At 65.2% G+C, this 20,689-nt stretch carries 22 protein-coding genes; 6 read left to right on the top strand and 16 right to left on the bottom strand.

Annotated elements, in window-relative coordinates:
- The first annotated feature begins 59 nt into the window (after positions 1-59).
- From hemE to hemQ, 3 genes are read left to right on the top strand one after another with little or no spacing between them, the layout of a single operon-like run.
- Complete coding sequence (hemE, locus tag ABIA65_RS24220) at positions 60-1,109, top strand: uroporphyrinogen decarboxylase (protein ID WP_354525125.1); 1,050 nt, start codon at positions 60-62, stop codon at positions 1,107-1,109.
- The gene (locus ABIA65_RS24225) at positions 1,106-2,488 is read left to right on the top strand and encodes a protoporphyrinogen oxidase (protein ID WP_354525126.1); all 1,383 of its coding nucleotides are present in this window, start codon (positions 1,106-1,108) and stop codon (positions 2,486-2,488) included. Before hemE ends, ABIA65_RS24225 begins: the two co-directional genes overlap by 4 nt.
- Positions 2,489-2,516: 28 nt before the next feature.
- Entirely contained in the window at positions 2,517-3,209 is a 693-nt protein-coding gene (hemQ, locus tag ABIA65_RS24230; protein ID WP_354525127.1) for a hydrogen peroxide-dependent heme synthase, read from the top strand.
- Between the two features lie 4 nt (positions 3,210-3,213).
- Here hemQ and msrB read toward each other — a convergent pair whose 3' ends face one another.
- From msrB to ABIA65_RS24250, 4 genes are read right to left on the bottom strand one after another with little or no spacing between them, the layout of a single operon-like run.
- On the bottom strand, positions 3,214-3,621 hold the full coding sequence (msrB, locus tag ABIA65_RS24235) for a peptide-methionine (R)-S-oxide reductase MsrB (RefSeq protein WP_354525128.1): 408 nt from the start codon (positions 3,619-3,621) through the stop codon (positions 3,214-3,216).
- Positions 3,618-4,889 carry an arabinofuranan 3-O-arabinosyltransferase gene (aftC, locus tag ABIA65_RS24240; RefSeq protein ID WP_354525129.1) on the bottom strand — a complete coding sequence of 424 codons (1,272 nt, stop codon included), beginning with the start codon at positions 4,887-4,889 and terminating at the stop codon, positions 3,618-3,620. The genes msrB and aftC overlap by 4 nt, the downstream gene beginning before the upstream one ends.
- 35 nt (positions 4,890-4,924) lie before the next feature.
- Positions 4,925-6,493, bottom strand: a complete 1,569-nt coding sequence (locus tag ABIA65_RS24245) for an alpha/beta hydrolase (protein WP_354525130.1) — start codon at positions 6,491-6,493, stop codon at positions 4,925-4,927.
- 23 nt (positions 6,494-6,516) lie between these two features.
- Complete coding sequence (locus ABIA65_RS24250) at positions 6,517-7,308, bottom strand: pyrimidine reductase family protein (protein WP_502919609.1); 792 nt, start codon at positions 7,306-7,308, stop codon at positions 6,517-6,519.
- Positions 7,309-7,342: 34 nt separating this feature from the next.
- Here ABIA65_RS24250 and zapE point away from each other — a divergent pair, with 34 nt between their 5' ends.
- Positions 7,343-8,377, top strand: coding sequence for a cell division protein ZapE (zapE, locus tag ABIA65_RS24255; RefSeq protein WP_354525131.1), 1,035 nt, complete (start codon positions 7,343-7,345; stop codon positions 8,375-8,377).
- A gap of 10 nt (positions 8,378-8,387) precedes the next feature.
- Here the strand turns inward: zapE and ABIA65_RS24260 are convergent, their stop codons facing one another.
- From ABIA65_RS24260 to ABIA65_RS24295, 8 genes are all read right to left on the bottom strand, one after another.
- Positions 8,388-8,927 (bottom strand): GNAT family N-acetyltransferase, encoded by a 540-nt coding sequence (locus ABIA65_RS24260; protein ID WP_502919612.1) that lies wholly within the window; start codon positions 8,925-8,927, stop codon positions 8,388-8,390.
- On the bottom strand, positions 8,924-9,472 hold the full coding sequence (locus tag ABIA65_RS24265; protein ID WP_241399479.1) for a hypothetical protein: 549 nt from the start codon (positions 9,470-9,472) through the stop codon (positions 8,924-8,926). Before ABIA65_RS24265 ends, ABIA65_RS24260 begins: the two co-directional genes overlap by 4 nt.
- An 86-nt stretch (positions 9,473-9,558) precedes the next feature.
- Complete coding sequence (locus tag ABIA65_RS24270) at positions 9,559-9,981, bottom strand: PPOX class F420-dependent oxidoreductase (protein WP_241399478.1); 423 nt, start codon at positions 9,979-9,981, stop codon at positions 9,559-9,561.
- A gap of 28 nt (positions 9,982-10,009) precedes the next feature.
- Positions 10,010-10,744, bottom strand: coding sequence for a Clp protease N-terminal domain-containing protein (locus ABIA65_RS24275; RefSeq protein WP_241399477.1), 735 nt, complete (start codon positions 10,742-10,744; stop codon positions 10,010-10,012).
- A gap of 37 nt (positions 10,745-10,781) precedes the next feature.
- A complete protein-coding gene (locus tag ABIA65_RS24280; protein WP_354525132.1) occupies positions 10,782-11,282 on the bottom strand; it encodes an SRPBCC family protein in 501 nt (166 codons plus the stop codon).
- 39 nt (positions 11,283-11,321) lie between these two features.
- Positions 11,322-11,663, bottom strand: a complete 342-nt coding sequence (locus ABIA65_RS24285) for a hypothetical protein (RefSeq protein WP_354525133.1) — start codon at positions 11,661-11,663, stop codon at positions 11,322-11,324.
- Between the two features lie 110 nt (positions 11,664-11,773).
- On the bottom strand, positions 11,774-12,202 hold the full coding sequence (locus tag ABIA65_RS24290; protein WP_354525134.1) for a hypothetical protein: 429 nt from the start codon (positions 12,200-12,202) through the stop codon (positions 11,774-11,776).
- Positions 12,203-12,395: 193 nt separating this feature from the next.
- The gene (locus ABIA65_RS24295) at positions 12,396-13,061 is read right to left on the bottom strand and encodes a TetR/AcrR family transcriptional regulator (RefSeq protein WP_354525135.1); all 666 of its coding nucleotides are present in this window, start codon (positions 13,059-13,061) and stop codon (positions 12,396-12,398) included.
- Positions 13,062-13,182: 121 nt separating this feature from the next.
- On the opposite strand from ABIA65_RS24295, the gene ABIA65_RS24300 reads away from it, so the two are divergent.
- Entirely contained in the window at positions 13,183-14,487 is a 1,305-nt protein-coding gene (locus tag ABIA65_RS24300; protein WP_354525136.1) for a cytochrome P450, read from the top strand.
- A gap of 35 nt (positions 14,488-14,522) precedes the next feature.
- A complete protein-coding gene (locus tag ABIA65_RS24305; RefSeq protein WP_354525137.1) occupies positions 14,523-14,774 on the top strand; it encodes a hypothetical protein in 252 nt (83 codons plus the stop codon).
- 330 nt (positions 14,775-15,104) lie between these two features.
- Here the strand turns inward: ABIA65_RS24305 and ABIA65_RS24310 are convergent, their stop codons facing one another.
- The 4 genes from ABIA65_RS24310 to ABIA65_RS24325 all read right to left on the bottom strand — a co-directional run bounded on the left by ABIA65_RS24310 (position 15,105) and on the right by ABIA65_RS24325 (position 20,523).
- Positions 15,105-16,130: an HNH endonuclease gene (locus ABIA65_RS24310; protein WP_354525138.1), complete on the bottom strand. Its 1,026-nt coding sequence runs from the start codon at positions 16,128-16,130 to the stop codon at positions 15,105-15,107.
- Between the two features lie 234 nt (positions 16,131-16,364).
- Positions 16,365-18,422: an ADP-ribosylglycohydrolase family protein gene (locus ABIA65_RS24315; RefSeq protein WP_354525139.1), complete on the bottom strand. Its 2,058-nt coding sequence runs from the start codon at positions 18,420-18,422 to the stop codon at positions 16,365-16,367.
- Complete coding sequence (locus ABIA65_RS24320) at positions 18,419-19,123, bottom strand: DarT ssDNA thymidine ADP-ribosyltransferase family protein (RefSeq protein WP_354525140.1); 705 nt, start codon at positions 19,121-19,123, stop codon at positions 18,419-18,421. The genes ABIA65_RS24315 and ABIA65_RS24320 overlap by 4 nt, the downstream gene beginning before the upstream one ends.
- A complete protein-coding gene (locus ABIA65_RS24325) occupies positions 19,120-20,523 on the bottom strand; it encodes a 3'-5' exonuclease (protein WP_354525141.1) in 1,404 nt (467 codons plus the stop codon). Before ABIA65_RS24325 ends, ABIA65_RS24320 begins: the two co-directional genes overlap by 4 nt.
- Positions 20,524-20,689 lie beyond the last annotated feature (166 nt).

Here is a 20,689-nt window from a genome sequence, read left to right on the forward strand (position 1 = left end):
TCACGCCTGGTGACGGCGCAGGCGCGCCGAAGTCATCCGACATGGCAGCATGGACCCCGATGAATACCCGTCGTGACCTGCCCAAGTCTCCCTATCTCGCCGCTGCGTCCGGGCGCGAGCCAAGCCACGTGCCTGTGTGGTTCATGCGTCAGGCTGGGCGTTCGCTGCCGGAGTATCGCGCCCTGCGGGCGAAGAACACCATGATGCAGGCCTGCTTCGACGCAGAACTGATTTGCGAGATCACGTTGCAGCCCGTGCGGCGGCACGGTGTGGACGCGGCGATTCTGTTCTCCGACATCGTCGTCCCACTGCGCGCTGCCGGCATTGACCTGGACATCGTGCCCGATGTGGGGCCGGTCATCGCGCACCCGATCCGCACCGCGGGCGACGTCGCCGCGGTCCATCCGCTGGACGCCGGGCAGGTTTCGCCGGTCGTCGACGCCATTGGCCTGCTGACCGGCGCGCTGGGCGACGTGCCGTTGATCGGGTTTGCCGGCGCACCGTTCACGCTGGCGTCCTACCTGGTGGAGGGCGGTCCGAGCCGCAACCACGAGAAGACCAAGGCGATGATGTTGGGCGAACCCGACACCTGGCACGCGCTCATGACGAAGCTGACCGACGTCACGATCGCGTTCCTGCGCGCGCAGCTGGACGCGGGGGTTGACGCCATTCAGCTGTTCGACTCCTGGGCGGGCACGCTGTCGCTGGCCGACTACCGCAGCTTCGTCCTGCCGCACAGCACCCGGGTGTTCGAGGCGCTCGTCGACGACGGCGTGCCGATGACGCACTTCGGGGTCGGCACCGCCGAACTGCTCGGTGCGATGGGGGAGGCCGGCGCCAACGTCGTCGGGGTGGACTGGCGGACCTCGCTGGCGGACGCTGCGCCCCGGGTGGGTCCGGGCAAGGCGCTGCAGGGCAACCTCGACCCGGTGGTGCTGATGGCGGGCTGGCCGGCGGTCGAGCGTTCGGTGCGCGCCGTGGTCGCCGACGGCAGGCGCGCGATCGCCGCGGGTGCCACCGGCCACGTGTTCAACCTGGGGCACGGTGTGCTGCCCGCCACCGATCCGGGCATCATCTCCGATGCCGTGGCGCTGGTCCACTCGTTGTGACTGTCCGGTCGCGCCCACCGTCCTATTGTGTTGTCGGGGGCGGTATCTCGGGGTTGGTCGCGGCCTACCGATTGAGGATGACCGCGGGCCCCGATGCATTGATAGCCCTGTTCGACCCCGCCGACCGGCTCGGCGGTGTGCTGCGCACCGAACAGGTCGGCGGCCAGACCGTGGACGTCGGCGCGGAGGCGTTCATCGCGCGCCGCCCGGAGGTCCCGGCGCTGCTGGCCGAACTCGGACTGGCGGGTCGGCAGGTCGGCACGACCGGCGTGCGACCGCTGATCTTCGCGGGCGGGCGACTGCATCCCATGCCGCAGGGCACGTTGCAGGGCATTCCGGCGAACGCCGCATCGATGACCGGGCTGGTCGACGCCTCAACCGTTGCGCGAATCGCCGACGAACGGGCGCGCCCCCTGCCGTGGCGTCGCGGGGCGGACCCGGCGGTTGCCGAGTTGGTCGGGGACCGGTTCGGGAGTCAGGTCGTGGCCCGTTCGGTCGACCCGCTGCTGGCGGGGGTGTACGCGGGGTCGGCGGCGACCATTGGCCTGCGGTCGTCGGTGCCGACGTTGGCTGCGGCGCTCGACCGTGGCGCGCGCAGCCTGACCGATGCGGTGCGGGAGGCCACCTCGGGACTGGGGCCACCGCCGGGCGCCGGCTCGGTGTTCGGCGCTGTCGACGGCGGCTACCGCGTACTGGTCGACGAGTTGATCCGGCGGGCCGGGTTCGGCTGGGCGCAGGTGGGGGTGCGGCGCATCGAGGGGGCTGGTCGCGGCTGGACCCTGATCGACGACGACGGCGGGCACAGCCACGCTGATGCCGTCGTGATCGCCGTCCCTGCGCCGCTGCTACCGGGAATCGTGGAACCGTTCGCGCCGAGCACCGCGGCGGCGGCCAGGCGCATCGCGGTGGCGTCCACGGCGCTGGTGGTGTTGGCGCTCCCCGGCGGGACGCCGCTGCCCGAGCAGTCGGGTGTGCTGGTGGCCAGCGCGGAACGGTTGCACGCCAAGGCGATAACGCTGACCTCACGTAAATGGGGCCGTCGCGGCAACGTCGAGCTGCTGCGGTTGTCGTTCGGGAGGTTCGGCGACAGCCTGGCCCGCAACACCAGCGACGAGGAGCTGTTGTCGTGGGCGGCCGACGACTTGGCCGATCTGTTCGGGATTCGGCCCGATCCGGAGGACTGCCTCGTGCAGCGGTGGATCGATGCGATGCCGCAGTACGGTCCTGGCCACGCAGATCTGGTCGCGCAGTTGCGTGCCGGTCTGCCGCCGACGGTCGCGGTGGCGGGCGGCTACCTCGACGGTATCGGCGTGCCCGCCTGCGTGGCGTCGGGCACCAGGGCGGCGGCGTCTGTGGCGGTCGCCACCGCCGCCGAGTAGCCCATATCGGACGTGGCACGATGGAGCCATGGCCAAGCTCGACTACGACGCGCTCAACTCGATGACCCGGTACATGATGCTGTCGGTGTTCTCCGTGCAACCGGAGGCGTTGGGGGATGACCGTTCTGCGGTCATCGAAGAGGCGGCGACCTTCCTCAAACAACAGGAGGCCGACGGCGTCGTCGTGCGGGGCCTGTATGACGTTGCGGGGTTCCGCGCGGACGCCGACTTCATGATCTGGACGCACGCCGAACGAGTGGAGTCTCTGCAGGCGACCTACCGGGCGTTCCGTCGCACCGGACTCGGTCTGGTCAGCGACCCGGTGTGGAGTGCCGTGGCTCTGCACCGGCCCGCCGAGTTCAACAAGAGCCACGTTCCCGCGTTCATCGCGGGTGAGGATCCCGGCGACTACATCTGCGTGTACCCGTTCGTGCGATCACTGGAGTGGTACCTGCTGCCCGATGACGAGCGCCGCAAGATGCTCGTCGAGCACGGCATGGCCGGCCGCGAGTACCCGGATGTCCGGGCCAACACCGTGCCCGCCTTCGCGCTCGGCGACTACGAGTGGATCCTGGCTTTCGAGGGCCCGGATCTGGGTCGGATCGTCGAGCTGATGTGGAAGCTGCGCTACACCGATGCGCGCCGCCACGTCCGCGAGGAGACGCCGTTCTTCACCGGCCCGCGCGTCGCAGTCGAGGACCTGGTCACCCGACTGCCCTGACGCGTCAGGATTGCGCGGGCACCAGCTTCAGCGAGATGGAGTTGATGCAGTACCGCTGGTTAGTCGGGGTCGGGTAGCCCTCACCCTCGAAGACGTGCCCGAGGTGGCTGTGGCAGTTCGCGCAGATCACCTCGACGCGACGCATGCCCATCGAGTCGTCGGTCTTGAGGATGACCGCGTCGGAGTCGGCCGGGTCGAAGAACGACGGCCAGCCGCAGTGGGATTCGAACTTCTCGGTGCTGCGGAAGAGTTCGGTGCCGCAGGCGCGGCACTGATAGACGCCCTCGGTCTTGGTGTCGGTGTACTCGCCGGTGAAGGGCCGCTCGGTGCCCGCCTGGCGAAGTACCGCGTACTCGTCGGGGGTGAGCTTCGCGCGCCACTCATCGTCGGTCAGTTCAACTTTGGGGCTCATGCCTTAACGCTAGCGCGCTCTCCATCGTCCGTCATCCACGGCGGATCGATACCGTCCTCGAGGCGGCCGTCGGCCTTGGCGTCGAGATAACGGAAGTAGAGCACGCAGAACACCACGATCAGCATCAGCGACCAGCCGTAGGTGATCTTCATGTACTCCAGGAAGCGGCCGGTGGTGGGCCAGTGCGCGAGCAGGTAGCGGTCCATCGTCATGAACCCGTATATCGCCAGCCACGCAGGCCAATTGCGGATCACCGAGTTCTTCAGCACCACCGTCATCAGGAACGGGAACAGCATCATCGAGTAGTAGCCCTGGCCCAGCGACGTCACCAGGTAGGACGCGATGAGCAGCACACCGGAGGACGTCAGCAACCAGAACAGCGGGTCGCGGGTGCGGTAGTAGCGGTACAGCAGTACCAGACTGCCGAGGGCCAGCAGCGCGAACAGAATGCGCATGGCCAGGATCAGCCACATCGGCAGGCCGTAGTAGATGCCGTTGCCGAGGATGGATGAGTTGAAGTAGTCGCGGGTGCTCAGGATGTAGGGCACGGTGCGGTGGATGAAGTTCATCGGGTCGCTGACCATCGGCCACGCCACGGCGTTGAAGACCAGCGGCACGCCGAACGCGCCGACCAGTGGTCGCCACTGACGATTCAGCACAGGCAGGAGCAGTAGCGGCGCCAAGGACGGTTTGACCACCAGGGTCAGGCCGATGGCGATACCGGCCAGCCACTCGCGGTTGCGTCGGCCGTCGAGCAGCCACATCAGGAACAGCACCTCGCCCAGCAGGATGCAGCCGTTGATGTTGGTGTAAACGAGTGTGCTGGTGACGGATTCGGTGACGAACATCGCCAGGATCAACGCCGGAGCCGCCACCGAGGCCATCGAGTACTTGAACAGTCGCAGCAGGAAGTACGCGGCCAGCAGGATCGCCACGGTGTTGAAGAAGATGAACCAGTACCGGGACGCGTCGACGGGCAGGTAGCCGAACGGTGCCAGCAGCAACGTGCCACCCGGCGGGTACAGGTAGTGCGGGTCGACGTGCTGGAAGTTCTCGTTGTAGATGTCCCAGCCGAGCTTGAAGTTGATGACGGCGCGGTAGACGGGACCGAAGTCGTCGGTGATGTAGCCGTTGGTCGCCAGCACGTAGCTGCGGTGGAAGATCGACAGGATCGCGATGGGCCACAACACCGAACGCAGCACCGTCGCAACGCTGGGTGGGGAGGTGCGGGGCCGGAAGGCGCTCAGGAGGGATTCGGGTACCGCCACCCGCGAACCCTATAACGAAGCCGGTGGGGGTCCTGCTAGGCGGGGCAGTACGTGTCGGTGCCCGGCAGGGTGCCGCTGGCCAGGTAGGCCTGCACCGGTGACAGGGCGCACTGCGAGTAGATCGACGCGCCGTGGCCGATGCCCTGCCAGATCACCCGTCGGTTGGATGCCCCCGCGTTGATGGCGGTGGCGGCGACGGCGGCCACGCCCTCATTGCCGACAATCGGATCGTTCTGCACGCCGAGCAGCAGGACCGGGATCTCCAGGCCCTTGGGCTCCTTGGGCGGCGTGCTGCTGGGCCAGTTCAGGCAGTCGACCAGGTTGAGCGCGCCCACGCTGCCGAACTGCGGGTAGAGCTTGCCCCACGCCACCACCAGTTCGCGGACCCGGTCGGGCGTCGGCCGGTTCAGCGCGTCGCTGCACGAGTTCACGAACTGTCCGTCGGACTGGCGCATCGACTCGGCCTGCGAGATCAGTGCGTTGAGCCCGCCGGTGTCCCCGCCGCGGGCGGCGGCCAGCGTGCCGGCCAGTGCGTTGGTGGAGGCGACGCGGTCACCCCTGGGGAAGCCAAGCGCGGTGACGATGGCGTCGGTGAGGGTCGCCACCGAGGCGCTCGCGGGCCCACGTCCGTCCCGGGCGGCGGCCAGCATGGCGTCGACGGCGCCCTTGGGGTCGGGGCCCAGCGCGCACGCGGTGGCCGCGCACTGGGAGGCGAATGCCTCCAGCGCGGCCTGCTGTCCCTTCACCCGCTGTTCGGCGGCGGACTCGGCGCCCACAGCCAGGGGCAGCGGTGAGTCCAGGACGAGGCGCGAGAGCTTGTTGGGGTGTGACCCGGCGTAGGCCAGCGCCACCTGGGCGCCGTTGCCGATGCCGAGAACCGCCAGCGTCGGGACGTCCCAGGTGCTGCGGAGCCGTTCGAGGTCCTCGGCGGCGTGCGCGTTGTCGTAGGCGGAGTCGCCGGGGGCGATGGTGTCGGTGCAGCTGGTGGTGGCGGTCTGCACGATGGAACCCAGGTTGGCGACGGGGTCATCACCCGATTCGAACTGCGCCTGGTCGAGCATCTCCTGGCGGTCGTACAGGTCGCGGCAGTCGATTTCGCCGGACACTCCCATGCCGCGGCGATCGACGGCCACGACCGGGTTGGTCTTGAGCACGTCGGTTCCATTGCGTGACAACCACACCGGCAGCTGCACGGACGACGGGATGTCGGTGCCGGTTGTCATCACCAGGGGGCCCGCGTCGGACGGGGTACCCACGGACTTGGCCCGCACCACCCCGATGCTCAGCGTTCCGGAGGCGCCGTTGATGGAGTCCAGGGGGGAGTCGTACTCGGCGCAATCCAGGCTCACCCCGGGCGGCGGTGCCACGCTGGCGACACTGAACATCCGCGACGTGCAGTCGCGCCAGGACAGCTCGTTCTTGGGGACCTCGATGGGAGGCGGTCCCTTGGGGGTCTCTGTGGTCTCCGGTGCGCCCTGCGGGCGCGCACCGGAGTCGGTGGCGTAGCGGGGGTTGGCGGCCAGGATCGGCGCACATCCGGCCAGAACGGTCACCGTGACGGTCGCAAGGCACAGAGCCCGGAGAGGGTGACGACGCCGATACATGCTGACCACAGTAGCGATCGGGCTCAACGGTCCTCGTTGGCCTTGACGTAGCGGGTGTACAGGTAACCCTCGGGGTCGGTGAGCAGGTGGCTGCGACGCATGCGGGTGTGCACCTCACCCGAACCGGTGGCGATGCGCCGGGCCTGCCCGCCGACCAGGATCGGCGCGATCGTCACGCACAGTTCGTCGATCAGGTCGTGCTCGATGAACAGGCTCAACAGTTGGGGGCCGCCCTCGGTGAGCACGCGGCGCAGTCCTCGATCGGCCAGGATCTCCAACACCGATGCCGGGTCGACACGGTCGGTGTGGCGGCCTGAGGCGTCGAGCACCTCGGCCAGCCCGCCGAGGCGGCGACGGGCCTCCGCGACGGTCTCGCGGCAGGTCAGGATGAGCGGCGGCACCTCGGAGCGGGTGAACAGCTTCGCGTCGTGGTCGAAGTCGGCGGTGTGGGTGACGACGGCGATGGGCGGCACCTCGGCCTGCCCGCGGTGGTGGCGCGCCAATCGCTGGGCGGCCGACACCTGTGCCCCCGAGTAGTTCTCGATGCGCACCGTGGCCGCCCCGACCAGGATCACGTCGGACTCCTGCCGCATCCTCGCGAACAGCGCGCGGTCACCGACCCCGGCCAGGCCACCCACGGTGCCGTCGTCGGTGGCGCCGCCGTCGAGGCTGGCGATCATATTGGCCCGCACCCAGCATCTGCCCAGGTCGTCGGGGTAGGAGTAGTAGCTGGCGAGGCGGTCGTCGTCGGCCTCGAACGACGCGCCGATCGCCTTCAGCTCTGTGAGCTCCGTCGCAGCGTGGGCATCGGACACGGGATTAATTGCAACACGTCGATAGGGTGCCTGCATGAACGGGGCCACGGGCATTACTCATCTCACCGATCGGCAGCCCAAGGTGACACCTGAGCGGCTGGTCGCGCAGTTGGTTCCGCCGCCGACCTTCGCCGACGTCGCCTTCGACACCTACCGGCCCGATCCGGGTGAGCCGTCACAGGCCGCCGCCGTGAAGTTGTGCCAGCAGTTCTGCGATGAGGCCGTGCTGCGTCGGGCGGGCAAGAAGAAGATGTTCGGCAAGCGTGAGGTGCTTCCGGGTGTCGGGGTGTACCTCGACGGTGGGTTCGGTGTCGGCAAGACCCACCTGCTGGCATCGACGTACTACCGGTTGTCGGCAGCGGATACCGGGCCGGCGGCGTTCGCGACGTTCGGTGAATTGACCCAGCTGGCAGGGGTTTTCGGCTTCGTCGAGTGCATCGACCTGTTGGCCGATTACGTGGTGGTGTGCATCGACGAGTTCGAACTCGATGATCCGGGGAACACGACGCTCATCTCGCGGCTGCTGTCGGCGCTGGTGGAGCGCGGTGTGTCGATCGCGGCGACGTCCAACACCCTGCCCGAGCAACTGGGGGAGGGGCGGTTCGCCGCCCAGGACTTCATGCGGGAGATCGCCGCGTTGTCGCAGATCTTCACGACCGTGCGTATCGAGGGTCCGGACTACCGGCATCGCGACCTGCCGCCGGCGCCGCAGCTGCCGAGCGATGAGGAGGTGCGGGCGCGCGCGGCCGGGGTGGCGGGCGCGACCCTGGATGACTTCGACGCGCTGTGTGCGCATCTGGCAACCATGCACCCGTCGCGCTATCAGGCGCTGATCGAGGGCGTGACGGGGGTGTTCATCACCGGGGTCCACCCGCTGGATGACCAGAGCGTGGCACTGCGGCTGGTGTCGCTGACCGACCGGCTCTATGACGCGGGGATCCCGGTGACGGCCTCGGGCTCCAAGATCGACACCGTGTTCAGCGAGGAGATGCTGGCGGGCGGCTACCGCAAGAAGTACCTGCGGGCCACGTCGCGTCTGCTCGCGCTGACCCACGCAGGCCGGGAGTAGCCGCGCTCGTTCAGAGCGTGCGCACCATCACGTAGTCGTTCTCGAGGCCCTCGCCGAGCCGGAAGGTCTTGGTGCCGGCGACGCTGAACCCGTGCTTGGCGTAGAACCGTTGCGCGCGTTGATTGTTCTGGTTGACGCCGAGCCAGACGGCGGCGGCACCGAGTTCGCGGGCCCGGCCCAGTGCGGCGGTCATGAGGGCCGCGGACGCGCCTGCCCCGTGCGCGTCGGGCAGCACATACATCTTGGACAGTTCCACCGCCGGTTCGGTGGTCACCGCGCGTTGGACGTCGGCGTCGCTGCCGACGCCTCGAATCAGGATGGCATAGCCCACGATTCGGTCGCCGTCGCGACCGACGAGCACCGCGCGATCGGGGTCGGTGAGGTACTCGCCGAAGCGATCCCTGGACAGGTTCTCGGCGATGAATGCCGCGATGTTGTCGGCCGTCGCCGACGCGGGGCAGGCCAGCGGGAAGGTGCGCGCCGCGACGTCGGCGAGTTCCGCCAGATCCGCGTCGCCGGGAGTGGAGACCTCGACGGGCACGGTGGTCAGGGGAGCGGTGTGCCCGGCTGCCAGATGTTCCACTGGGCCAGTTGCATGCCCGACTGCGGGTTGATCAGGACGACGTTGGTGACGAGGTCCCGGTAGACCTGCCAGTACACGCCTCCGCTGACCGTCGCGCCGGCCGGAGCGTTCTGCAGCGCCGTGGTCAGCGCGTCGGGGGCGTCGGTGTTCTTGGGCCCGTACGAGTCCCCGTAGGGGGTGTTTCCGTTGAACGCGAACATCAGTGACGCGGCGAACGGGCTGGGCGTCTGGATGATATGCACGGTCACGGCCGCCCGCCACGGGCCACCCTGGTCGCGCCAGCGCGGCGATCCGGTGGGGATGTAGCCCGGTGGTGGTGGGGTGGGAAGCACGTCGTGCACCGTGACGTCGGCGACGAGGCCCTTGTACTCGACGCGCAGCGTCTGGTTCAGGTTCCCGATGGGAATCAGGTCCGCGGCCGCCGGAGGTGCGACGGCGAGACCGAGGGCGGCCATCGTGGCGATGAGGAGGACGAACATGCGTCGACCGATGTGCTTCGCCTGAACACCCATTGAATTCCCACTCCTCATCGCCCACCGCTTCCGTTGCTGCCTCGCATGATGGCACATCGGTGCAGCGGCGACGACGGATTCAGTGGTCAGGATGCCCAGGGGCCCACGCCGCCGACCCTGTCGATGCGCACCCGGGTCAGCAGACCCGCCGGCGAATTGGGTGGCGGGAAGTGCTCGCTGGAGCCGAGCATCGTCTGCGCCAGGTCGGTGAGAAGTTCGGGCGCGCCGCCCTCGACGATGCGTGCGGTACCGCGTATTGCCAGGTACGGGGTCTGCTGACCGGGTTGGGTCGGAGCCGCGATGGTGAGGGCGACGCGCGGGTCGCGGCGGATGTTGCGGGTCTTCTGGTACTCGGCCAGGTGCGCGCTGACCAGTTCGTCACCGTCATCGGTCGACTGCAGTGCCACCCACACCATCGACACCTGCGGGCTGCCGTCGGCGTTGATGGTGACCAGCGTGGCATCGGCGCCGGAACCGATGAGCGTGCGGGCGGAGTCGTCGAGTCTCATACCGTGTCCTACGGTCGCGGCGCGCGTTTCATTCCCCGTCGGCTCCCGTGATCGACCGCAGCGCGTCGACGAGTTCGGTCTCGACACGCTGCTTGTCGACGCCGAGATCGTGCAGCGGTCCCTGATCGCCCTCGCTCTCCAACAGGGCGAGCAGGATGTGCTCGGTGCCGATGTAGTTGTGTCCCAGGCGAAGTGCTTCGCGGAACGTCAATTCGAGCACCTTCTTGGCGGGTCCGCTGAAGGGGATGAGGGCGGGCATGTCGTCGACCCGCGGGGGCAGGGTCACCACGGTCGCGACCGCGGCGGCGTCGACGCCCTGTCCGCGCAGCAGTGTCACCGCGAGCGACTCGGAGTCGGCGAACAGCGCGAGCAGGATGTGCTCCGGTCCTATCTGGTTGTTACCAGCGGCGTGGGCGGTGTTCTGGGATTCGACGACGACATTGCGGGCGCGTGGGGTGAACCTGTTGAAGCCCTCGTTCGGGTCGAGCGGGGATGCCTCGGCCTTGGGGACGAATCGCTTCTGGGCGGCCTGCTTGGTGACGCCCATGCACTTGCCGATCTCGGTCCACGACGCGCCCGATCGGCGGGCCTGGTCGACGAAGTGGCCGATGAGGTGATCGGCCACCTCGCCGAGGGCCTCGCCGGCCAGGACGGCGTCGGTCAGTTGTTCGAGCGGCTGGTCGTGGACTCTCTTGATGGCGGTGATGAGCTCATCGAGGCTGACGGGGTTGGTGATGCGCGTGGCGTCGGCTGGTTCGGTCATGCGTCAACCGTAGGTTGACGATCGGAAATCGTCAACCCTAAGTTGACGCTCTCTCGCCGCGGGGGTAGCCGCGCCGGACGGTGCGATCGAGGATGCCCAGGGTGCCGCGCAGCGCCGCCTCGGAGATGACGGGGAAGATCGCGGCGTCGCGCCAGTGCTGGTCGATGCCGGACCAGTCGTAGAACGAGGTGACCAGCGTGCCGCCGGGGTTGGCGTTGTCGGGTTCGAGTCGGTAGCCGTACACGTGGCCGATCTGCGGCTTAATGTTCCCGACGATGGTCCAGGCGATCAAACGGTCCCTCTCGTACTCGGTGATCTGGACGGTCACGTCGTACTTGCCGAGCGGAAAGTCGTTGAGCGACTCGCGATCCATGTGGATGACGAAGCTGTCGCCGGCCGCGGACACCGCGTCGCCGTCGGCGTCCTGAAGCATCCCGGTGGCGTCGATGGCGACGTGTCCGTGGGGATCGCACAGTACGGCGAAGACGTCGGCCGGGGGAGCGGGAATGGCGCGCTGGACTTCGATTCGGTCGGTCATTCCCCGATGCTGTCAGGCTGCCTGGGTCGGCGGTAGTGCCTACGGCGCGCCGTCGAACACTTCCTGCGCTGCGAAGGTGAACGCGCCCGGCTCGGTTCGCCACTGCACGTCGGATCCGTCGGCGGTGACCTCAACGGGGACGTCGCGCTCGGTGCCCTTAGGTGTGCGGACGGTGGCGACGCCCTTGTACTCGGCGCCGTCAGGCTGCTCCAGTGTCACCTTGACGACGCTCATGTCGTAGTCGGAGAAGTTCGGATCGTTGGTGAGCGTCTCCTGCATGGAGTCGCGCACCTTGTTGCTCAGTTCGGCGGGGTCGGGTGACCCGCTGCATCCCGCCAGCAGCAGTACCGCCGCGGCGATGGCGATAAGTGCGGCTTTCATGCTGTGCAGTCTAGTGACGCATTACCCGCGCAGCCGTTGTATGTCGGCGCGCAGCGCGCTCAGGAGGCACAGCCCTGAATCGATCGACTCGACGTCCCAACGATCGACATTCAACCGGCGGTCTTCGGTGCCGGCATCTTCATCTTCGTGCCGCAGTCCTGGCATGCTGCCGTGGCGACCCTCGGTGACACCATCTGCACGGTGTCGCAGTTGAAGCACCGCACCTTGCGGGTCTTCTCGGCGGGTGGCACGTAGTTCTGGAATCCTGGGGCGGCAATCGTCGTGTGGCATTGCCAGCATTCGTAATGAGGTTGGCCGGCGGGAATATTCTGATTTGCGTTGCACCGCAGGCACTGAACGGCGATCAACCCGGCAGGTGGCTTCGGCAACTCCTTGGACAGGCATGCGGCGATGAGGACGCCGATGATGCCGAGCAACAACCCGAGGACTAGACCAACTCCCACACCGCGATTCTTCGAGTTGGTTATCGCGGCGCCGACGCCCCCGCACACGATCCAGAGGAGAAGTAGGACTTCCATCAGGCGTGGATGTGAAGTTGTGGTTGGCCTAGCGGGACCCGTGATGTAGTCGGAACATGTCCGGCCGCGCGGAGCATGCTGGCGGCGATGATCGGCCTCATGGCCATGCTGGTTCCCCCCATGCGCAGGGAGTGTAATCAGGGCGGCGACAAGTTCGCAGCCAACTGCCAGACGATCTTTGGCGACCCGGCGCTCAGCCGGACGTGGTGACCATCGGCAGGAGGTAGGTGCGCACGTAGGCCCGTGTGTCACCGATGGTGGTGAGTTTGATGCCCGTGTGCGGGGTGACGATGAACGACAACGTGAGTCGGGTGTGGAGCTCGGCGACGGTGCGCAGGTGGCGCTCCTGGGCGGGTGTCGTCGTGCTCGTCCCGTAGAGGTCGGTTCGAAGCAGCGCGGCGGAGTGGGCGGTGGCGAAATCGAGGATCGCCCCGGCGTCGATGGTCAGGCTGGGAAGGATCGTCTCCGGTTCCGTGCGCAGCAGCTTCTTGAGCAGCGTGTGTTCGCGAAGGAAGGTCACCGTGAACACCGTGCCGTAGACCAGACGGTCCTCGAGGGTGTCGGCCCGTGAGCGGGCCTGCGCGCTGCCGTCGAGGTAGCGACGGGCTTCGGCGAGCACCAGGGCGTCGATGAGGGCGTCCTTGGTGGGGAAGCGTCGGTAGAGGGTGGCCCGACCGACGCCGCTGCGGCGGGCGACGTCCTCGATGGTCATGCGCCGGATTCCGACGAGTTCGGCCTGCTCGAGCGTCGCGTCGAGGATGCGAGTGGTGATCGCGTCCGGCTGGCTGACCCTGGCCAGGGCGGCGGGGTCGGGTTCGGCGAGGCGTCGCACGAACTCCGTTGTCCGGGTGGATGCCACGGGATTCCTCCTTGCCTGCTCGCGCGGATCGACGTAGCGTGGCGACGGAACGTGCGAGACAGTGAGAGTATCAATGTCTCACACATCTCATCAACGATTTCATGCCTGATCGGGGAGTCGCATGGGCATCGGGTTACGCGCACGGTGGACGGCGCTGCACGGAGTGCCGCGGGCATTCATGGCGATCCGGGCACGTCGCGGAGACCCGTTCGCGCGGCTGATCGCCAATCACGGACAGGGCGAGGACCCCTACCCGGTGATGGAGCAGCTCAGGGCGCGGGGGCCGTTGGGGCGGAGCCCGTTCGTCTGGGTCAGCATCGACCACGGTGTGTGTCGAGAGATTCTGCGCGACAGAAGATTCGGTGTCACCGCGCCGACGGATATGGAGCTTCCGTGGCCGTTGGGGGCGGTGCTGGCCAGAACCGACCCGAAGGTGGCCAACCCGGTGGAGCCGCCGGCCATGGTCGTCATGAACCCGCCCGACCACACCCGGTATCGGCAGTTGGTGGCGCAGAGCTTCACGCCGCGCGCGATCGAGGCGCTCGAAACTCGCGTCGACGAGGTGACCGCGGAGCTGATCGATCGACTCGACGCGATCGCTCGGCCCGACCTGATCGCGGACTACGCTGCGCAACTGCCGGTGGCGATGATCGCTGAGATCCTGGGCCTACCCGCGGGCGCGCACGCGCAGCTGCTGGAGTGGGGTCGTTGTGGCGCGCCACTGCTGGACATCGGCATCGGGTGGAAGTCCTACCGCCAAGCCATCGACGGATTGCGCGGCATGGACGGATTTCTCGGCGAGCATTTCGACCGCATGCGCGCCGACAAGGCAGGTGACAATCCGTTCAGCCGGTTGTCCGGGGATGCCACGCTGACCGACCGTGAACTCACCGCGAACGCGGCACTGCTCGTCGGGGCGGGCTTCGAGACCACCGTGAACCTCATTGGCAACGGCATCGCTCTGTTGTTGCGCCATCCCCAGCAACTGGCACTCCTGCGCGACGACCCCGGGCTGTGGCCGGGTGCCGTCGAGGAGATCCTGCGCTTCGAGAGCCCCGTGCAGATGACCGCGCGCACGCCGAATTGCGATGTCGAGATCGCCGGCCAGCACGTTCGGGCCGGGGAGACGGTGGTGTTGCTTCTCGGTGGCGCCAATCGCGACCCGCGGGTGTTCACCGACCCCGCCGCCTTCGACATCACCCGAGCCAATGCGCGCGAGCACCTGGCGTTCGCGTCCGGTGTGCACGCCTGCGTGGGGGCGGCGCTGGCCCGCATCGAGGGTGCCACCGCGCTGCGGGCGCTGTTCCAGGCGTATCCGGAGCTGGACCTGACCGAGACCCCGCGACGACGCGGGCTGGTCAACCTGTTCGGTTACACGCGGCTGCCGGCACGGCTGCGCAGTCGACGGGCCGCGCCCGCCCAATGACCGTCTGAGGTTCGTGAGCCGGGGGGAGGGCAGCGATGGCGGGGGTGCCGATGCCGAATGGTGTCGCCGATCGGATCGCGATTGTGGCGGAGCGGATCTCGGCGCCCACCACGTTGTTCATCGAGGGGCAACCGCCCGGACCGCCCGTGCCCGGCTTCAGCGGCCGAGACATGTTCACCGGGAGTCCGCTGCCCTGTGGCATGGCTACCCCTGGTGGTCAGTATCGCGCCGGCGTGCCCAATACGTGCCCAATCAAGCTACATCAGGTTCCGCCCGGTTCCGCGTAGTGCAACGATACTGTTTCGAATGGTGCCTGATCAGAGGCACTTTTCGCAGGTCAGGCGCATGATGCCTAAAACGCGCCTGACCAACTTCAATCCCAGTATCGCGCACCACAGCTTTACCTGCTCAGGCCCGGACTCGTTCCGGGCCTTCGCTGTCTTCACGCAAGCGCCCCGCTAATTACCAAGGGCTGCAACGAAAGTCGGACATATGTCGTGACCAGTGCAAATGTCGAGAGTCACGCATATGTGCGAATTGGCGCGAATTAGCCCGTCGGGCGTCGGCTGGCAGTACCCATGCAGGTGCCCTCCCCGGCCGCCCCCCGGTCGCCAGGTTTAACCGCTTGCCTTTGCCTTTGCGATGAGATCTCGCAGTTGGTCGGGATTGAGCCATGGTTGGGCGTGATGGATCATTCGATGACAGTTCGCGCAGATAAGAATTAGGTCTTTGAGTCGAGTTGATTTTGGGCCAGTTTCATGGAGCGGAACGACGTGGTGACACTCGATGATGCCGTCGCCCTTCTCCCCGTACGTCGCCCTGAAGTTGAATCCGCATGTCTCGCACGCGAGATTGCCGTGCTGTGCAAGATGTTTGGCGATCTTCTTCTTCCGAAGGCTTCGGCTGCGTTCCCGGACGATGTGGCGCCGCTCGAGTAAGCGTCCCTCTGTCGCCTCGCCGTCCATTTCGTCGATATCGATCAGCTCTACATAGTCGGCAGTCAGCACGCCGGAAGCAACTCCGTCGCGGATGAGTTGAGCCGTCTGAATCATCGCGGGTTCGTTGTCTAGGAAATCCTGCAACACAACACCGTCGAGCCTGTTGCCATGGTCCAGCTTGTTGCCCCTTCCTGGAAGATGTGCCGCGATGTTGGTGGTCTTCATCGATACGCCGTCGGGGTTTCGGAATCGGGGGCCACGGATATTGAGCGCGTGAATCGGCAGTCGTTGCAATAGCGCTGAAAGTTCAAGCGTCTGTTGTTCGTTCGTGCCTAGGATTTTCCAGCTGTTTAGTCTCAGAGCGTCGCATGCCAGGATCAACTCGTCGCGAGTCCAGTTCGGTTCGGTTGTTGGTACCGCGAAGCCCAACTTCTTGAGCCACTTGGCAGCGTCAGCCTTGCCGCCGGAGAGCTGCTTCACGTTGAGTGGTTCGAGCCCTTCATGAAATCCGTGAGCTGCTGCAAAGATGGCTTTTGAGTCGTAATACTCGCCCTTGTGAATCAGGAAGTAATCAGTGGCTTCCCCGAAGCCGTACTTCTGAAGGAACGGGCCCCGCGTTAGCTCATCGAATTGGTCGATTGCCATCAGGACGTCTGCCTCGTCTACCAGTTCCTTTGCGACGACGGACGCCGGAGGGTTTGCCATAGCGGCAGAGCTTACTGAGCGGCAATTAACTTTCTGTAGGCAACGGGACGCCTAAATGGTCGCGGGGCCGGCGGAGCCCACGCCAGCCCCGCGGCATAGGCGTTGTGCGCGCGCCGCGGAAACCACCGCTACAAGCTCGGTGCGACCCCTTGAGCTGTAGTCAGATCAAGCCGCGAACGACTGCACGGCCAATTATTCTGCCGCGGACTTCCGAGGTATGGAGGCTTGGAACAGTTAGTCGCTACCTGGAGGTTTGATTCCAGACCAAATTCGCTGCTCATCTGAACGATCTTGTCGCAGATGCCACCTAATCTCCACGGCATCGCCCACGCCGAAAGCATCGAGCCCCATGAATCCGATCCCACTCCTACCGTCGATTCGCGGGGCTGACGCGTTCCGAAGGACCCCTTCGCCGGAGACCTCTACGTGGAACTTCGGCGTGTCGGTCACATTCGAGAGTTCGTACGTCATGCCTCGCCGGTGTGTTATACGCCACGGCGCATTTTCAGCGGGGTCTACTAGACCGTCAGCCCGACTATCCGGTGTTTCCCCATCTGCCGCGGCCTGCACGATTCGGATCTGATTGCCGTCAGGGTCGGTCAGCGACAACGCGTCCAGGCCAGGAGTCCAGGTCATATCTAGACCGGAGGCCTGCCTGAAGATTGCGACCGCGTCAGCAATTTTCTCGACGGCGAGTGAGAGGGTGAAGCCAGATGGTTTTGCGTCCTCCGTTCGATGCGAGGAGATCGATAGAGAATCGCTGAGGGTCAGCCGGTCACCCTCGATTTTGCAGTCCAGGCGCAACACGTTTCGGTAAAAATCATAGGATTCCTGCAAGTGCGCGCCAGGTAGCTCCAGCCCAATTATCCGAAACGTTGGTGGCGCCATAGTGATAGAAGGGGCCAAGGAGCCGCGGCGGAACGCCTCCGTCGGGTTCCGCGTGACCTGATCAATAACGATCGTCTGTCCGTCACCTGCGCGACCGAAGATTCGGGCCACGTAGTTGTCTGTCTTTGTTGGCAATTGCTGAACGGACAACACTTCGAAGGCGCGTCCGTCCGGCAGCGAGTCAACTTCGACATCGTTGAACAGATGAGTGGACCAATCCTTTAATAGCTTCTCGGTGATCGGCGTGAAGACCGCGCTTCGCTCAGCATCACCATGCAAGACGGCGGCCTGAAGAGACACGGAGATGTGCTTGATGTACTCACTGTCCTGTACCGAAGTTCCCAGGCTGTTCAGCCAGTCCGTTCCATGAATCGCGCCAAGTATGCAGCCCGTCATCGAAGCAATCGTGTCGGTATCTGCATTGCGCAGGAAACCCGTTCGTAGCAAGCCGCTTATCGGGCGGGTGGCTGTTCGCGATGCCACGTAGGCTGCCGCTACCGCGGCGACAATCCCCGAACCGCCATCGCGGTCGAAACAGCCGATCTTCTGTAGCGTTTCAAGGTCGTTCGCGAGGGCGCCGTGTGCCATGCCCTCGCGTGCCGCGCGCAGTTTGACATCAACTTCATTCACAGTTTCCTGCCATACGTCAGCCGGGCTGTAACCTCTGCCCGCGTATGCCGCAGTCTCATAGGATTTGAGCCACTCGGGAGAGATGACTTCCAGAATCAACTGTGGATTCCGCCAGGACTGCTCCGCTAGTAAATAGTCAAGCAGCGCACCGTATTCCAGCGTTGATTCAACTGAAAGCGCGAATCGGATCGACAGTGCGTGAATACACGCTCCAACTAGCGCGCGCGGGTGTCCGTGCGTCGAAAGTCCATCCAAAAGAACGCGGACCAAGAGTTCGTCGACGTCATAGGCTGCGGTGACTATCGCATGAGGCGCAATGCGCATGGCAACGCCGTTGGCGCCAGCGTCGAAGTATTTGACCGCAGTGCTCCGGTCTTGCTTCGTGGCAGTCGACCACGGATCCCTTCCCCTCGCCCAACACCCAGCTGCTCGGAGGACCGATCCTCCTCCACCCCGCTGATAGAGAGGCCACTGGGGCAATTCGACTGCTCGAAACATCTCGATCCAGTCCGCGCCGCGGAGGCAAGACCGAGCCACTGCGAGCATCAACTGGGTGTCATCGCTGTACTCGCCGGCGGCAACAGGTTCGACATAGCGCGCAAATCTGGTTCCAGCGTTGCGTTCCCATCGTCGGAACTGGGGTCGAGGTTCTACATCTCGCGCAGCTTTTCCTCCGACGATGTTGCTTCGGTCTTCTTGCGGCCACCCAAGCGCATCGCCAACTGCCGCGCCGAGTATTACGCCGATTGCTTTGTCGCTACGATTCGCGCTCATATCGGATCCTTGGGAGTGTGCCAGATAGTCTCGGGAATTTCACGTCCGTTCTGAAGAGACGAGGGCAGTATCCTGATGTCGAAAAGTGCTGGCGAGTAACGCCATTGGACTCGTTCGGGTTTCAATCCAGAGCTAGACAAGAACCCGAAGATGGTCTGAACTTGTTCTGCTGTCGGAGCGATGATTGCCGTCACCTCCGCCAGGTCGATCGATCCTGGGATGAGCACCTCGGTCTGCAGATCGGTTGGGACGCCCACATGATGGGTAGGCGACCTGCGGTAGCCCTCGGGTATCGAAGGGTCAGACCAGCAGTCAAGCAATGCTTGCCCCCCTTCTGCTAGGTACGCACCCGATGCCCTTGCTGCGTTGCAACCTGCGAAAAGCGTCCCAGGTCGTTCTGCCAGCCCGCGATTCAATACGAGGCCGACCCAGTCCGGGTAATTCAGAAGGGCTGTCTTTGATTTCGCCTTCCGTAAGTAATAGAGGTTCGGGTATTCGAACGAACAGCAGGTATGTGAGCGGCGGTCATCGATACGGACTGTGTCCGTCGGAGAGTACGAATCAGCGTTTGCGGCAAGGTCCTCTGCCGTTCTGATCATCCCGTCGGTGAAGATGCCCCATAGATTGCTCGCTGGTGTGAAGTGAATCAACCGCGTGAACGGAAGTATTGCAAGTGCATCCGCGACGGACGGTGTACTCACCGTGTCTCCTCTAACCACAGGTTGTCGTTTGGTGGAAGTAAAGGTGTGAGTCTGCCGGTGTACGACATCACCAGCGACGATCGCGCGCGCGTGATGCTGACGTATAGGAGTCGTGCCTCTCGCGAGTAGGCCTCATCTTCTGGATAGTCTTGCAGGACAAAATAATGAGGAATTGAGTCGTCGGTCAGAAAGGGCAAGAAGACCGCGTCGAATTCCAGGCCTTTGGCGGAGTGATACGTGCCGACGTACAGACCTGGTTCGTCGTCCCATGTCGCCATATCTTTTCGAAGTTCGATATGAGGCAACTGACCTACCGCCGAACTCGCTTGGCTCCATGTTCGTGCGAGGATCGCGACCTTCTGGTCCTCGCTTGCTGCGCGGGCGAAGTTCCGGACCATTTTGATCTCCACGTCCGCCGACTGACACTTCACCATCGTGGGCATTGGGCCGTCGGCGGCAGGCTGGCGCGGTTCTACTAGGTCGTCGTCATCTGCCTTCATGAAGTCGGACGCGGCCATCGCAATCGCGACTCGGGCGATCTGCGCCGTGTTGCGGTAGTTGTCCCGGAATTTCTCGACAGGTCGATTGCCGAGCTGGATACCCGTCCAACGCCAGGACAGTCCCTGACCATATATCGACTGGTGATAGTCGCCGAAGAAGGTAAGCGAACCGCCAGGTTGGACCGCGTGAACGAGGGACCGGATGTCTGTCGGCCATAGATCTTGGCCCTCATCGATGATTATGTGACGGTACCGACGGGGCCGGTCGTCGCTCTGGAGTGCTTTGGCCAGCGCACCGCCCAGATCATCCCAGTCGTAGGTGAAGCCGGCGTCGGCGCGAACCCTGCGGTACTCGTCGTGTACGGCCCAGGCAATCGAACGTGGCGCGCCGCCTGCAAGTGGCGTTCGGCGGCCCAATCGCGGCCTCTCCTGGTATTCGTCCTCGCTAGCGACACCCATACCGCTAATCCAGTGGATTTCGTCTACGAACCAGCTGACGGGCTGACCGAATAGGGCGTGTTCGCCGACTGCGCTCTTCACAGACGCTATCGCTGTGCGAACGAGCGCTTCCACGCGATCCGAGTCCGGAACGATTGACCCATAGGACATCAGGCCGAGCCAGTTCAGGTACCCGCGGGCGAACAAGTGATAACTCTCGACCGTTACCTGAGCGTTTGTTTCCGAAACCAGATATTTCAGGTGCGTCACCAGCGTGTTGTTGAAGGTGACAACGAGGACGGGCCCATTGTTCGTGGTCGTCGGACGGGCTAGGTGAAGTGCACGCAGCATCGCCATTGTCGATTTGCCCGTGCCTGCAGTTCCGAGAACGACGTTGTGTCCGGTCGCAGCAAGGAACACAACCTTCGGTTGTTGACCCCTCGGCGTGGGTAGCGGACTCATGTGAATCGGCCTCGCGTTGGCGCTCTCCTCGCGGCCAAGAACACAGACCGATCCGCGTCCGGGAAAACGGGCGGCGAATAGTCACGTAGATAGGACGCTGCGACACGCGACCTGGTTCCGATCATTCCCCAACTTTCCGGCCGAGCTGCCAAGTGGCTCGCGGCGC

Origin of the sequence: Mycolicibacterium sp. 624 (assembly GCF_040548615.1) — a bacterium.
Classification (GTDB): domain Bacteria; phylum Actinomycetota; class Actinomycetes; order Mycobacteriales; family Mycobacteriaceae; genus Mycobacterium.